The organism is Streptomyces rishiriensis, assembly GCF_003112535.1.
Lineage (GTDB): Bacteria > Actinomycetota > Actinomycetes > Streptomycetales > Streptomycetaceae > Streptomyces > Streptomyces rishiriensis.
The window spans coordinates 90152-104023 of sequence record NZ_BEWA01000003.1 but is presented as its reverse complement, the minus strand read 5'-3'; the positions used below and the strand labels follow the sequence as shown (position 1 = coordinate 104023).

Genomic DNA, 13872 nt, shown 5'->3' with positions numbered 1-13872 from the left:
CCTCTCGCCTCGAGTTACGTGTCGTCGTCTCGCAGGTGATGCGATGCGACGACTGATGCCGAATGGGACGGTCCGTTTCGCCGACCCGAACCCTAACGCTGAAGTTTAGGGTTACCAGTGTGTCCGTTCCTTGAAGTCTTCTGAACAGGACACTAAGTCGACAAGTGGCGCCCGTTCAACGAACACGCCGAACCTCCCGTTTTTCTTTTCACCCTATGTGATCAGCCGTGTCGCTGCCCAACCAGGGTGCTGGCCTGCGCGAATGTGCGTCAACTCCCCGATGACGCGGGGGCGGTGGGAGCGCTCACGTCGAAGTGCCGGGCGGTCGGTGCCGCTTTCATCAGAGCGGTCAGTGCGCGGCCCTTCGCGGCGCCCTGCTCGGCGCTCCCCCAGGCGACCGTGCGGCCGTGTCCCAGCTCCAGCGAGATGTCGTCGTAGGAGCGGACCTTGACGAGCCGGGTCTCCCGGGCGACGGCGGCCGGAAGGGAGCCGGCGGCCGCGACCGCCTCCCGCACCAGTCGCTCCTCGCCGAACCGGCGCAGACTCGCGGCGGCCGAACGCGAGGAGGACACGGCCGTCTCGAGAAGCGGCACCCCGCCGGGAGCTTGGGAAACCGTGGCGAAACGGACGCCTTCGTGGTCCACTTCCACGAACTTCGATCCTTTGCGCACCAGCAGAACCGGAGTGCGTTCGGTCACTTTCAGATCGATCCCGTGCGGCCAGGAACGGACCACGTCCACCGAGTCGATCCGGTGCAGTTCCCTGCGCAGCCGCGCCTCGATCGCGTCGGTGTCGACGGAGACCAACGGCGCCCCGACGGGTACGTCGGCGGCCTCGCGCACCTGCTGCGGCGTCAGCACCGCGGTTCCCGAGACGGCGACGCTGCGCACCCGCAGCCACTGCGAGCCGTACAACACCCAGACGGCGCCGGCGCCCAGGAGCACGACGGCGCACGCCAGGATGATGATCGTACGAAGCCGACGCGGTCCCGGCCGCCGGACGAGGGGCGGGCCGGACGACTCCTGCTGGCGTGCACCGCGCTCGGCGGTGTCTGATCCGGCCACGCTCCCTGCCCTTTCGTCAGACGTGCCTAACGGTGTGCACGAGAGGCGGCGATCGCCTCGTACACCAGGCCGACGAGCAGGTCGTCGGCGTCGCGGCGGCCGAACTCGCTGGCCGCGCGGGACATCTCGTACAGCCGGTGCGGGTCGGCGAGGACGGGAAGGACGGTCTCCCGGACCCACTCGGGGGTCAGTTCCGCGTCGTCGACCAGCAGTCCGCCGCCCGCCTTGACCACCGGCTGGGCGTTCAGCCGCTGTTCGCCGTTGCCGATGGGCAGCGGAACGTAGGCGGCCGGAAGTCCGACGGCGGAGAGCTCGGCGACGGTCATCGCGCCCGCCCGGCACAGCATCATGTCGGCGGCGGCGTACGCGAGGTCCATCCGCTCGACGTACGGTACCGGGATGTACGGGGGCATCCCCGGCATCTGCTGCACATGCGGCAGTTCGTTCTTCGGCCCGACCGCGTGCAGGATCTGGATGCCGGCCTGCTGCAGCCAGGGCGCGACCTGCTGGACGACCTCGTTCAGGCGGCGGGCGCCCTGGGAGCCGCCGGAGACCAGCAGGGTCGGCAGGTTGGGGTCGAGGCCGAACATGTGCCGGGCCTCGGGGCGGGCCGCGGCGCGGTCCAGGGTGGCGATGGAGCGGCGCAGCGGGATGCCGATGTAGCGGGCGTCGCGCAGCTTGCTGTCGGGCGTGGAGACGGCGACCCGGGCCGCGTAGCGCGAACCGATCTTGTTGGCCAGGCCGGGGCGGGCGTTGGCCTCGTGGACGACGATCGGCACACCGAGGCGCTTGGCGGCCAGGTAGCCGGGCAGGGCCACGTAACCGCCGAAGCCGACGACGGCGTCCGCCTTGGTGCGCTCCAGGATCTGCTCGGCGGCCTTGATCGTGCCGCGCAGCCGGCCCGGAACGGTGATCAGCTCAGGGGTGGGCTTGCGCGGCAGCGGCACGGCGGGGATCAGCGCGAGCTCGTAGCCCCGCTGCGGAACGAGCGTGGTCTCCAGGCCGCGCTCCGTGCCCAGGGCCGTGATCCCCACACCGGGGTCCTGCCTGCGCAGGGCGTCCGCGAGGGCGAGCGCGGGCTCGATGTGGCCGGCGGTCCCCCCACCAGCGAGTACGACATGCACCGAAATTCACCGCTCTCCGGACGGGCGCGCCGCCGAGGCACGCCGTCGCATCGTGTTCCATCTCCGGGGACTCCGGTCGAACGCCGAGCCCCCCGACCCCCGCTTTCTACCAAAGCGGGGATGCCGCATCGCAAGCGCCGCCCGCGCAGCGGGCTCGTCGCGTGCGAAGGCGATCAGCAGCCCGATGGCGAACATGGTCGGCAGCAGGGCGGAGCCCCCGTAGGAGAACAGCGGGAGGGGGACGCCGGCGATCGGCAGCAGGCCGAGCACCGCACCGATGTTGATCACCGCTTGAGCGGTGATCCAGGTGGTCACACCTCCCGCGGCGTACCTCACGAAGGGGTCCTCCGTGCGTCCGGCCACGCGGATACCCGCATAGCCTAGAGCCGCGAACAGGGCGAGCACCGACAGCGTCCCCGCGAGGCCCAGTTCCTCGCCGGTGACGGCGAAGATGAAGTCGGTGTGCGCTTCGGGGAGTTGCCCCCATTTCTCCACACTCGCGCCGAGGCCGGAGCCCAAGATCCCGCCGGAGGCCAGGGCGTAGATCCCGTGCACGGCCTGCCAGCAGGCGTCGCCCGGGCCGGGGTCGGTGGCGCCGATGCACTGCAGGCGGGCCATGCGGTTCGGGCTGGTCTTGATGAGGATCACGCCGAGGGTGGCGGCGATCGACAGGACCCCGACGAAGAGCCGGGTGGGCGCCCCCGCCAGCCACAGCAGGCCGAACAGGATCGCCGTCAGGATGATCGCCGTGCCCATGTCGCCGCCCAGCATGATCAGCCCGAGCAGCATGAACGCGACCGGCACCAGCGGCACCAGCATGTGCTTCCACTGCGCGAGCAGGTTCCTCTCCTGTTTGCGGGCGAGCAGATCGGCGCTCCACAGCACCAGCGCGAGCTTGCCGAACTCGCTGGGCTGGATCTGGAAGGAGCCGCCGAGCGAGATCCAGTTCTGGTTGCCGTTGACCGACATCCCTATCCCCGGCACCTGCACCAGGGCCATGAGGAAGACGGCGACCGCGAGGATCGGATAGGCGAGCCCGCGGTGCAGCTTCACCGGCATCCGCGACGCGACGAACAGCAGCACGGCGCCGATGGAGGCGGCCAGGAACTGTTTGCGGAAGAAGAACGAACCCGGCAACGACATCTGCAGCGCGGTGATCTGGGAGGCCGAGTAGACCATCACGAGGCCCAGCACGGTGATCAGCAGACTGCCGCCGAAGATCAGGTAGTAGGCCGTCAGCGGGCGGTCCCAGGCCTTCCTGGCACGCGTGTGGAACCGTCGTACCAGGTTGTCCCGGCCCGCCCGGGAGAGGGCCGGGGGTCGGCGGACGGTCCGCTGCACGGGCGGACGACGCCCGGTACGGCTACCGGGCATCTTCCGCTCCGTACCCGCTGAGTCGTCCGCTGTACGTCGGCCGTGACGGTCCCACGCGTCCCTCCCAAGGTCGCCCGGCAGGCGGCCGGGTCAGGCGCCGAGTTCGCGGACGGCCTGTGCGAACGCGTCACCGCGCTGGTTGTAGTTGACGAACATGTCCATGGAGGCGCAGGCCGGGGCGAGGAGCACCGTGTCGCCTGCGACGGCCAGGCGCCGGGCCTCCCGGACAGCCGCGAGCATCGCCCCAGTGTCGGTCCGGTCGAGGTCGACGACGGGTACTTCCGGGGCGTGTCGCGCCAGGGCTTCACGGATCAGGGCGCGGTCGGCGCCGATGAGCACCACGGCGCGAAGGCGCGCGGCCGACTCGGCCACGAGCTCGTCGAAGGTCGCGCCCTTGGCGAGTCCGCCCGCGATCCAGACGATCGACGGGTAGGCCGCCAACGAGGCTTGCGCCGCGTGCGTGTTGGTGGCCTTGGAGTCGTCGACGTAGGCGACGCCGTCCACGTCCGCCACGTGGGCGATGCGGTGGGCGTCCGGGGTGAAGGCCCGCAGACCGTCCCGGACGGCCCTGGCAGGCACCCCGAAGGCGCGCGCGAGGGCCGCCGCGGCAAGGGCGTTGGCGATGTTGTGCGGGGCCGGCGGGTTGACGTCCGAGACCTCGGCGAGCTCCTGGGCGTTCTTGTGCCGGTTCTCGACGAAGGCGCGGTCGATCAGGATGCCGTCCACCACGCCGAGTTGCGACGGGGCGGGAGCGCCGAGGGTGAAGCCCACGGCCCGGCAGCCCTCCTCGACGTCCGCCTCGCGCACCAGGTCCTCGGTGGCCTTGTCGGCCACGTTGTAGACACAGGCGATCTGGTTGCCCTGGTAGACGCGCCCTTTGTCCCTGGCGTACGCCTCCATGGAGCCGTGCCAGTCGAGGTGGTCGGGGGCGAGGTTGAGGACGGCGGCGGAGTGGGCGCGCAGCGAGGGCGCCCAGTGCAGCTGGTAGCTGGAGAGTTCGACGGCGAGGACGTCGTACTCCTGGTCCCCGACCACCGTGTCCAGCAGCGAGACGCCGATGTTGCCGACGGCGGCCGTGCGCAGGCCGGCGGCCTCCAGGATCGAGGCCAGCATCCGGGTGGTGGTCGTCTTGCCGTTGGTGCCGGTGACGCAGAGCCAGGGGGCGGCCGGCCTGCCGTCCAGCCCCCTGAGCCGCCAGGCGAGTTCGACGTCGCCCCAGACCGGCACGCCGGCCTCCCGCGCCGCCGTGAACAGCGGCTTGTCCGGCTTCCAGCCGGGCGCGGTGACGACGAGTTCGGCGCCGTCGGGCAGGGTGTCCCCGTCGCCGAGGCGCACGGTCACGCCCAGCGCCTCCAGTTCGGCGGCCTGCTCCCGCGCGCGGGCGTCGTCGCCGTCGTTGACGACGGTGACGTGTGCGCCGAGCCCGTGCAGCACCTTGGCCGCCGGGACGCCGGAGACGCCGAGTCCGGCGACGGTGACGTTCTTCCCCTGCCAGTCGGTCACTTGTCCGCTGCCCATCCCGCGTAGAAGAGACCCAGTCCGACGATCACACAGATGCCCTGGATGATCCAGAAGCGGACCACGACCAGGACCTCGGACCAGCCTTTGAGTTCGAAGTGGTGCTGCAGTGGCGCCATGCGGAAGACGCGCTTGCCGGTGAGCTTGAAGGAACCGACCTGGATGACCACCGACATGGTGATCAGCACGAACAGGCCGCCGAGGAGGGCGATCAGCAGCTCGGTGCGGGAGCAGATCGCGAGACCGGCGAGCACGCCGCCGAGCGCCAGCGAACCGGTGTCGCCCATGAAGATCTTGGCCGGGGACGTGTTCCACCACAGGAAGCCGAGGCAGGCGCCCATCAGCGCGGAGGCGATGACCGCGAGGTCCAGCGGATCGCGCACCTCGTAGCAGGCGCTGGGGTTGGTCAGGGTCTCGCCGTTGGCGCAGGACTCCTGGAACTGCCAGACGCCGATGAATGTGTAGGCGCCGAAGACCAGGACGGAGGCCCCGGTGGCGAGGCCGTCCAGACCGTCGGTCAGGTTCACGCCGTTGGACATCGCCAGGATCATGAACAGCGCCCAGACCACGAACAGCACGGGGCCGATCGTCCAGCCGAAGTCCGTGATGAACGACAGCTTGGTGGAGGCGGGCGTGTTGCCCCGGTTGTCGGAGAACTGCAGCGACAGAACGGCGAAGGCGATGCCGACGATCAGCTGGCCGGCCATCTTCGCCTTGGCCCGCAGACCCAGCGAACGACGCTTGACGATCTTGATGTAGTCGTCGAGGAAGCCGACCAGGCCCATGCCGCACATCAGACCCAGCACCAGCAGACCGGAGTAGGTCGGCGGCTTGCCGGTGATCACCTTGGACAGGAAGTACGCGGCGACCGTCGCGAAGATGAAGGCGATGCCGCCCATGGTCGGCGTGCCGCGTTTGCTGGCGTGCTCGCGCGGGCCGTCGTCGCGGATGTACTGACCGTAGCCCTTGCGCGCCAGCAGCTTGATCAGCAGCGGCGTGCCGACCAGCGTCAGGAAGAGGCCGATCACACCCGCGAACAGGATCTGATTCATCATCGGGCGGCGACCTCACCCTCGGAGCCGGTCGCGAGCAGCGCCTGCGCGACGCTCTCGAGACCGACCGAACGGGACGCCTTCACGAGCACGACGTCCCCCGGGCGCAACTCGCTGCGCAACAGGTCGACAGCCGCCTGTGCGTCGGACACGTGCACCGACTCCTCACCCCACGAACCCTCGTTATATGCGCCCAGTTGCAGCCAGGCGGCTTCCCTGCCCCCGACCGCGACGAGCTTGCCGACATTGAGCCGGACGGCGAGCCGTCCGACCGCGTCGTGCTCGGCGAGCGCCTCGTCCCCGAGCTCGGCCATCTTGCCGAGCACCGCCCAGGTCCGGCCCCCCCTCGCCTGTGAGGCTTTGCCCATTGCGGCGAGCGCGCGCAGGGCGGCTCGCATGGACTCGGGGTTCGCGTTGTAGGCGTCGTTGACGATCGTCACGCCGTCCGGGCGCTCGGTGACCTCCATCCGCCAGCGGGAGAGGGAGCCCGCCTCGGAGAGCGCGGTGGCGATCTCTTCCGCGGACATGCCCAGCTCATGGGCGACGGCGGCCGCGGCGAGCGCGTTCGACACGTGATGCTCACCGTACAGGCGCATGGTCACATCGCTGCACCCGGAGGGTGTGCGAAGGCTGAAGGCGGGCTGTCCGCTGTCCGTGAGTCGCACGTTCTCGGCCCGAACGTCCGCTTCGCCGGACTCTCCGAAAAGGACCACCTTCGCCTGTGTACGGGAGGCCATGGCGCGGACCGCGGGGTCGTCGGCGTTGAGGATCGCGATGCCGCCCTCGCTCGCCGGCGGAAGGGCCTCGACCAACTCGCCCTTTGCCTGTGCGATCTGTTCGCGGCCGCCGAACTCGCCGATGTGGGCGGTGCCGACGTTCAGCACGAGGCCGATCCGCGGGGGCGTCAGACCGGTGAGGTAGCGGATGTGCCCGATCCCGCGGGCCCCCATCTCCAGGACGAGGAACCGGGTCTCCTCGGTGGCCGACAGCGCCGTCAGCGGCAGCCCGATCTCGTTGTTGAGCGAGCCGGGCGTGAACACGGTCGGCGCCTTGCGCCGGAGCACCTGCGCGACGAGGTCCTTGGTGCTGGTCTTGCCGGCCGAGCCGGTGAGCGCGACGAGGGTCGCGCCGAGGGCGTGCACGACGTGCCGGGCGAGGGCGCCCAGCGCCGCCTGGACGTCGTCCACGACGATCGCGGGGACGCCGACGGGCCGTGAGGCCAGCACGGCCGCCGCACCCGCCTCGACGACCTGGGCCGCGTAGTCGTGGCCGTCCACGCGTTCGCCGACGAAGGCGACGAAGAGGCTGCCGGGCTCCACCTCGCGGGAGTCCCGGACGACCGGTCCGGTGACCCGCACGGACGGATCCGGTATGTCGTGCGTCTGCCCGCCGACGACTGCTGCGATCTCGGCGAGGGAGAGGGCGATCACAAGTTCATCCCTGGGTCTGCTGGATAGCTTCGCGAAGCACCTGGCGGTCGTCGAACGGACGGACGACGCCGGCGATGTCCTGGCCCTGCTCATGGCCCTTGCCCGCGACCAGCACGGTGTCCCCGGCGTGCGCGCGGGCCACGACCGCGGCGACGGCGGCGGCCCGGTCCTCGAACAGCAGGACCTCGCCGCGTTCGTGCGCGGGCACGGACGCCGCGCCTTCGAGCATGGTCGCGAGGATCGCGAGCGGATCCTCGGAGCGGGGGTTGTCGGAGGTCAGCACGGCGGTGTCGGCCAGCCGGGCGACGGCGGCGCCCATCGGGCCCCGCTTGGTGCGGTCCCGGTCGCCGCCGCAGCCGAGGACGACGTGCAGGCGGCCCTTGGTGACCTTGCGCAGGGCCCGCAGGACCGACTCGACGGCGTCCGTCTTGTGGGCGTAGTCGACGACCGCCAGATAGGGCTGTCCGGCGTCCACCCGCTCCAGGCGGCCCGGCACGCCCGGCACGGCGGCGACGCCGTCGGCGGCGGTCTGCGCGTCGATGCCGGCGGCGGCGAGCGAGACGATCGCGGCGAGGGTGTTCGCCACGTTGAACGAGCCGGGCAGCGGCGCCCTGGCGGCCGCCCGCACCCCGCCGGGGCCCACCACGGCGAACGTCGAGTCCATCGGGCCGATCTCGACGTCGACCGCGCGCCAGTCGGCGTCCGGATGGCCCTCGGCGGAGAAGGTGACGACCGGGACCTCCGCCTCCTCGATGAGCCGGCGGCCGTACTCGTCGTCGAAGTTCACCACGCCGAGTTTGCTGCGTTTCCGGGTGAACAGCTGCGCCTTGGCCTGGAAGTAGTCCTCCATCCCGGAGTGGAACTCCATGTGCTCCGGGCTGAGGTTGTTGAACACGGCGATGTCGAAGACGCAGCCGTCGACCCGGCCGAGGACCAGGGCGTGACTGGAGACCTCCATGGCGACCGCCTCGACGCCGCGCTCGCGCATGACGGCGAACAGGGCCTGCAGATCGGTGGCTTCGGGGGTGGTGCGCTCGGACTTGATGCGCTCGTCGCCGATGCGCATCTCCACGGTGCCGATGAGCCCGGTGGACCTGACGGCCTTCAGGCCGCCCTCGACGAGGTACGCGGTGGTCGTCTTGCCCGAGGTGCCGGTGATGCCGATCTGGAGCAGGCCGCGGCCGGGCCGCCCGTAGATCGTGGCCGCCAGCTCGCCCATCTGCCCGCGCGGGTCGTCGACGACCAGGGCCGGCAGACCGGTCGCGGCGACGCGCTCGGCGCCGGCCGGATCGGTCAGCACGGCGACCGCGCCCAGGCTCGCGGCCTGGGTGACGAAGTCGGCGCCGTGCAGGCGGGCCCCGGGAAGGGCGGCGTACAGGTCGCCGGGGCGGACCGCGCGCGAGTCATGGGTGATGCCCGTGACCTCGACGGCGGCGCTCTCCGGCTGCGCGGCGCCCAGCTGATCGGCGAGGTCCGCGAGGGGTGTGGCGGAGACCTGGGCCGGTCGCGGCGGTCCCGGGTATGTCACGGAAGCGCCCTTCTGGGTGGTTTGGGACTGATCAGCGTGTGGCACGGCGGTGAGCGTACCGGGCGCACCCGCCCGGGGGCGAAGCGAGGGCGCTGCGGGGGACTCGGGCGGTGCGGGTTTCCCGGGGTCGGGAGTGATCATGGTCACGGGCTCGGTTCCTGGCTTGTTCGGCGCTGAACAGTGGCGGGCGGGGGTCGTGGGCGGGCGGGGGAGGCTCGGCCGGGGGCGCGTCCCGGGCCGCCCGCCGGGGGCGGCCCGGTCGGGCGCGGGCCGTCAGGGCGTGAAGGAGACCGGGAGGTTCGCGGCCTTCGCCCCGGTCGGCGGGACCTGCAGGGTCTTCAGGGCGAACTCCATGACCTGCTTGAAGACGGGACCGCAGATCTGGCCGCCGAAGTAACTGCCCTCGGTGGCGTTCTGGATCGCGCAGTACACGGTGATCCGGGGGTTGTCGGCGGGCGCGAACCCGGCGAACGACGAGGTGTATCCCTTGTAGGTGCCGGTGGCCGGATCCACGCGGTTGGCGGTGCCCGTCTTGCCCGCGACGCGGTAGCCGGGGATGCGCGCCTTGGCGCCGGTTCCCTGTTCGTCGTCCACGACCGACTCCAGCATCTGGGCGAGGGCCTTCGCCGTCTTCTGGCTGACGACCCGCGACCTGGCGGGCGGCTGGGCCGGAGTGAAGCGACCGTCCGGCCCCCTGGCGCCGCGCACCAGGGTGGGCGTGACGCGGACCCCGCCGTTGGCGATCGTGGAGTACACCGAGGCGGCCTGCAGCGCGTTGAGGGACATCCCCTGGCCGAAAGGGATCGTGTACTGCTGCGAGGTCGACCATGTGCCGGGCGCGGCGAGGATGCCCTTGGTCTCGCCGGGGAAGCCGAGCCCGGTGTGGCTGCCGATGCCGAACTTGCGCAGGTACGAGTACAGGATCCGGTTGGTCTCGGCCTGCGTCCTGCCGAGCTGGCCGGTCGCCAGGATGGTGCCGATGTTGCTGGACTTGGCGAGCACGCCGTTGAGCGTGAGGTACCAGGTGGCGTGGTCGACGTCGTCCTGGAACAGCCGGTCGCCGCGGTGCAGCCGGTTGGGCACGGTGACGTGGGTCAGCGGGGTGGCGGCGTTCTCCTCCAGCACGGCGGCCATCGACATGACCTTGGCGGTGGAGCCGGGCTCGTAGGCGTCCTGGACGGCCGGGTTGCCGAGGTCCGCGGCGTGGGCCTTGGAGAGGTCGTTGGGGTCGAAGCCGGGCGAGTTGGCCATCGCGAGGATCTCGCCGGTGCGCGTGTCCTGCACTATGACGTAGCCGCGGTCCGCCTTCGACTGCTCGACCTGGTCGGTGATGGCGTTCTGCGCGGCCCACTGGATGTCGCGGTCGATCGTGAGCTCGACGTCGGAGCCGGGCACCGCCGGGGTCTCGGTGGAGCCCGCGGTGGGCACCTGGCGGCCGCCGGACTGGGCGTAGCGGATCTTGCCGTCCTTGCCGGCCAGGGTGGCGTTCAGCTGCTGTTCGACGCCGCCGCCGCCCTTGCCGTCGGCGTTGACCCAGCCCAGTATCCCGGCGGCGAGGTCGCCGTTGGGGTACACGCGCTTGCTGCTGGGCACGGAGAAGACCCCGGCGAGGACGTTGACGGTGGTCCTGTCCGTCTCCGCCTTCGCGGAGAGCGCGGACCTCAGGTCCCTGATCTGCTTCCAGACCTGGGGGGTCTGCCGGCCGGCGAGCTTGACGTAGCGCAGGTCGCGGTCCTGGGGCCGCAGCTTCCTGACGAGGGTGGCCTGATCCTGGCCGAGGATGGGCGAGAGCAGGGCGGCGGCCTGCTCCGGCCCGTCGTCGATCTTGAGCTGCGGGCGGGCGAACATCGTGGGGTCGGCCGTGATGTCGTAGGCGTCCTCACTGGTCGCGAAGGCCACGCCGGTGCGGTCGGTGATCTCGCCGCGCTCGGCGGCCAGCACCTGGCCGACGTACCGGTTCTGCTCCGCCTTGGCGGTGTAGCTGCTCGCGTCGACGGCCTGCACCTGCAGGAGGCGGACCACGAAGGCGAGGAGCACCAGCGTCAGCGCGAGGCTGACCATGCGCAGCCGGGGCCGGGGGCTGCCGAGCCGGATGACGCGCGGGGCCGCGGGGCGGCCGGGGGCCGGGCGGCGGGCGGGGCGGCCGCCGGGACCCGGGCGCCGCTGGGCGGACGCGGGGCGGGAGGGCCGGGCGGGGCCGGGCACCCGCCGGCGCGGCGGTTCCCTGTCGGACACTTCCGTCACCTGCCGGGGGTCTCGGGGGTGGTTGCGGTCGGGTCGGGGGCCGCGCTGTGCGCCGGGGAGCCGAGCGGGGTGTCGCTCCGGGCGGGCGACGGCGACGGCGGCGACCCGATCGTCTGGGAGAACATCAGGGCCTCGGGCGGCCGGACGGCGGGGGCCTCCTGGGCGGCCTGCCGGGCCGCGGGCGTGGGGACGCCCTTCACGGTGCCGTCGGGGTTCAGGAAGGCGGGGTCGCCGCCCGGGACCATGCCCAGTTCGCGCGCGCGGCGCTGGAGGGCGTCCGGGGCGGAGTAGGAGTCGATGTCGCGCTGGAGCGCCTGCTCCTCGTCGGTGAGGCTCTTGGTGTCCCTGTGCAGGTCGTCCATCCTGAACGAGCCCTCGCTGAGCGCGGAGTTCAGTACGAGCAGTCCGATGAGGCCGCCGCCGAGGAGAAGGACGACGAGGAGGACGAACGGGGTGCGGGCCGCCTGCCGGGGGCCTGCCGGGAAGAGCCGCGCGAGGCGGGCGGCCCTCCCTTTCAGTTCGGGTTTCCTGCTCACTCGCCCTCCCCCGGGTGGAACTCGCCACCCTCGGCTCACGCCCGTCATTCGATGGACTCCCTGATCCGCTCGGCCCCGCGCAGTCGCGCCGGGGCGGCGCGCCGGTTCTCGGCGATCTCTTCCTCGGTGGGAAGTTCGGCACCACGGGTGAGCAGCTTGAGCCGCGGTTGGTAACGCTCGGGGACGACGGGCAGTCCGGGCGGCGCGGTGTTGGCGGCGCCTGCCGCGAACACGTGCTTGACCAGCCGGTCTTCGAGCGAGTGATACGACAGGACGGCGATCCGGCCGCCCACGGCGACCGTCCCGACGGCCGCCGGGATCGCCCGTTCCAGGACGGAGAGTTCGCCGTTGACCTCGATGCGCAGCGCCTGGAAGGTGCGCTTGGCGGGGTTGCCGCCGGTGCGCTTGGCGGCCTGCGGAAGCGCGGCCCGGATCAGCTCGACGAGCCGGGCGCTGTTGGTGAACGGCTCCTTGTCGCGCTCGCGCACCACGGCGGAGACGATCCGCTTGGCCTGCTTCTCCTCGCCGTACGCCCGCAGGATCCGCACGAGTTCGCCCGGCGGGTAGGTGTTGAGGACCTCGGCGGCGCTGACGCCGGTCGTCTGGTCCATCCGCATGTCGAGCGGGGCGTCCTGGGCGTAGGCGAAACCGCGTTCGGCCTCGTCCAGTTGCATGGAGGAGACGCCGAGGTCGAACAGGACGCCCTGCACACGCGCGTGCCCGAGCCGGTCCAGCACCTCGGGCAGCTCGTCGTAGACGGCGTGCACGAGGGCGGCGCGGTCGCCGAAGGGGGCGAGCCGCTCACCGGACAGGCGCAGGGCCTCCTTGTCGCGGTCGAGGGCGACGAGCCGGACCTCGGGGAACTGCGTCAGCAGCGCCTCGCTGTGGCCGCCGAGGCCGAGCGTGCAGTCGACGACCACCGCGCCGGGTTCCCGAAGGGCGGGGGCCAACAGGTCCAGGCACCGCTGGAGCATCACCGGGACATGTCGACTGTGACTCAAGGGGCCCTCTCAGATCCGGCGGGTGGTACGCACCGCCGGGTCCCCGCCCCCTCGTGAAGGGAAGGCCTGCCGGCGCCGCGGGGAGATCTCCGGCGGCCGGGCCGGGGTCTCTCGGGGTTCAGTCCAGCAGGGAGATCGTCGCCTCCCGCTTCGCGTCACTTTAGTCCACGGTGTCGCGCGGTCAATCAACCGGCCTGCACGGCGCGGCCCAGGGGCGCGCGCCCCCTCCAGGCCACTGTGTCATACCTCACAAAGAGGGCGTGATGACGCTCTTTTTCCCTCCCCACAGCGAGACCGGAACGCCCTTGACCAGTACCGTCATGGGTATGACGACTTCCGCATCCGTACCCGTCGAATCCGAAGGCGCCATACACGGTGGCGCCGTGACCGACCGCCTGGTGGAGGCGAACGAGCGGTACGCCGCGGCGTTCTCCGACCCCGGCATGGACGCCCGCCCCGTTCTGCAGGTCGCGGTCGTGGCCTGCATGGACGCCCGTCTCGACCTGCACGCGGCGCTGGGCCTGCAGCTCGGCGACTGTCACACGATCCGCAACGCGGGCGGTGTGGTCACCGACGACGTGATCCGCTCGCTCACCATCAGCCAGCGCAAGCTGGGGACGCGCAGCGTCGTCCTGATCCATCACACGGGCTGCGGTCTGGAGGCGATCACCGAGGACTTCCGCACGGAGCTGGAGATGGAGGTCGGCCAGCGCCCGGCCTGGGCGGTGGAGGCCTTCCGCGACGTCGACCAGGACGTCCGCCAGTCGATGCAGCGGGTGCGCACCTCGCCGTTCCTGCTGCACACCGACGACGTGCGCGGGTTCGTGTTCGACGTGCGGACGGGTTCACTGCGGGAGATCGCCCCCGCGTAACCTCCTCCCCGGCCCCGCACAGTCCGTAGCCGTGGCCCGTGCGACCGTTCACGAGCCAGGTCGTTCGCTGTCGCTCCGCTGTTGATTTCGGTCCCCAGGGCACCCGAATCCCCATAACGCCGACATATC

General features: G+C 71.4%; 11 protein-coding genes. 1 reads left to right on the top strand and 10 read right to left on the bottom strand.

From position 1 onward, the window contains the following. Window positions 1-269: 269 nt before the first annotated feature. The 10 genes from Sri02f_RS05310 to rsmH form a co-directional block, all read right to left on the bottom strand. The gene (locus Sri02f_RS05310) at window positions 270-1064 is read right to left on the bottom strand and encodes a cell division protein FtsQ/DivIB (RefSeq protein ID WP_108999904.1); all 795 of its coding nucleotides are present in this window, start codon (window positions 1062-1064) and stop codon (window positions 270-272) included. 26 nt (window positions 1065-1090) lie between these two features. Beyond that, window positions 1091-2188, bottom strand: a complete 1098-nt coding sequence (murG, locus tag Sri02f_RS05305; protein ID WP_069772586.1) for an undecaprenyldiphospho-muramoylpentapeptide beta-N-acetylglucosaminyltransferase — start codon at window positions 2186-2188, stop codon at window positions 1091-1093. A 6-nt stretch (window positions 2189-2194) separates the two neighbouring features. Continuing rightward, window positions 2195-3562, bottom strand: a complete 1368-nt coding sequence (ftsW, locus tag Sri02f_RS05300) for a putative lipid II flippase FtsW (RefSeq protein ID WP_108999903.1) — start codon at window positions 3560-3562, stop codon at window positions 2195-2197. A gap of 90 nt (window positions 3563-3652) precedes the next feature. Next, entirely contained in the window at window positions 3653-5080 is a 1428-nt protein-coding gene (murD, locus tag Sri02f_RS05295) for a UDP-N-acetylmuramoyl-L-alanine--D-glutamate ligase (protein WP_108999902.1), read from the bottom strand. Beyond that, on the bottom strand, window positions 5062-6135 hold the full coding sequence (mraY, locus tag Sri02f_RS05290; RefSeq protein WP_069772583.1) for a phospho-N-acetylmuramoyl-pentapeptide-transferase: 1074 nt from the start codon (window positions 6133-6135) through the stop codon (window positions 5062-5064). Before mraY ends, murD begins: the two co-directional genes overlap by 19 nt. Beyond that, on the bottom strand, window positions 6132-7562 hold the full coding sequence (locus Sri02f_RS05285; RefSeq protein ID WP_108999901.1) for a UDP-N-acetylmuramoyl-tripeptide--D-alanyl-D-alanine ligase: 1431 nt from the start codon (window positions 7560-7562) through the stop codon (window positions 6132-6134). The genes mraY and Sri02f_RS05285 overlap by 4 nt, the downstream gene beginning before the upstream one ends. A gap of 4 nt (window positions 7563-7566) precedes the next feature. Further along, window positions 7567-9237 carry a UDP-N-acetylmuramoyl-L-alanyl-D-glutamate--2,6-diaminopimelate ligase gene (locus Sri02f_RS05280; protein ID WP_373865069.1) on the bottom strand — a complete coding sequence of 557 codons (1671 nt, stop codon included), beginning with the start codon at window positions 9235-9237 and terminating at the stop codon, window positions 7567-7569. A 126-nt stretch (window positions 9238-9363) separates the two neighbouring features. Next, a complete protein-coding gene (locus tag Sri02f_RS05275) occupies window positions 9364-11325 on the bottom strand; it encodes a penicillin-binding transpeptidase domain-containing protein (RefSeq protein ID WP_281261882.1) in 1962 nt (653 codons plus the stop codon). Window positions 11326-11330: 5 nt separating this feature from the next. Beyond that, entirely contained in the window at window positions 11331-11870 is a 540-nt protein-coding gene (gene ftsL / locus Sri02f_RS05270; RefSeq protein WP_167467489.1) for a cell division protein FtsL, read from the bottom strand. A 44-nt stretch (window positions 11871-11914) separates the two neighbouring features. Beyond that, window positions 11915-12871 carry a 16S rRNA (cytosine(1402)-N(4))-methyltransferase RsmH gene (gene rsmH, locus Sri02f_RS05265; RefSeq protein ID WP_108999897.1) on the bottom strand — a complete coding sequence of 319 codons (957 nt, stop codon included), beginning with the start codon at window positions 12869-12871 and terminating at the stop codon, window positions 11915-11917. Between the two features lie 326 nt (window positions 12872-13197). On the opposite strand from rsmH, the gene Sri02f_RS05260 reads away from it, so the two are divergent. Then, window positions 13198-13743, top strand: coding sequence for a beta-class carbonic anhydrase (locus Sri02f_RS05260; protein WP_108999896.1), 546 nt, complete (start codon window positions 13198-13200; stop codon window positions 13741-13743). Window positions 13744-13872 lie beyond the last annotated feature (129 nt).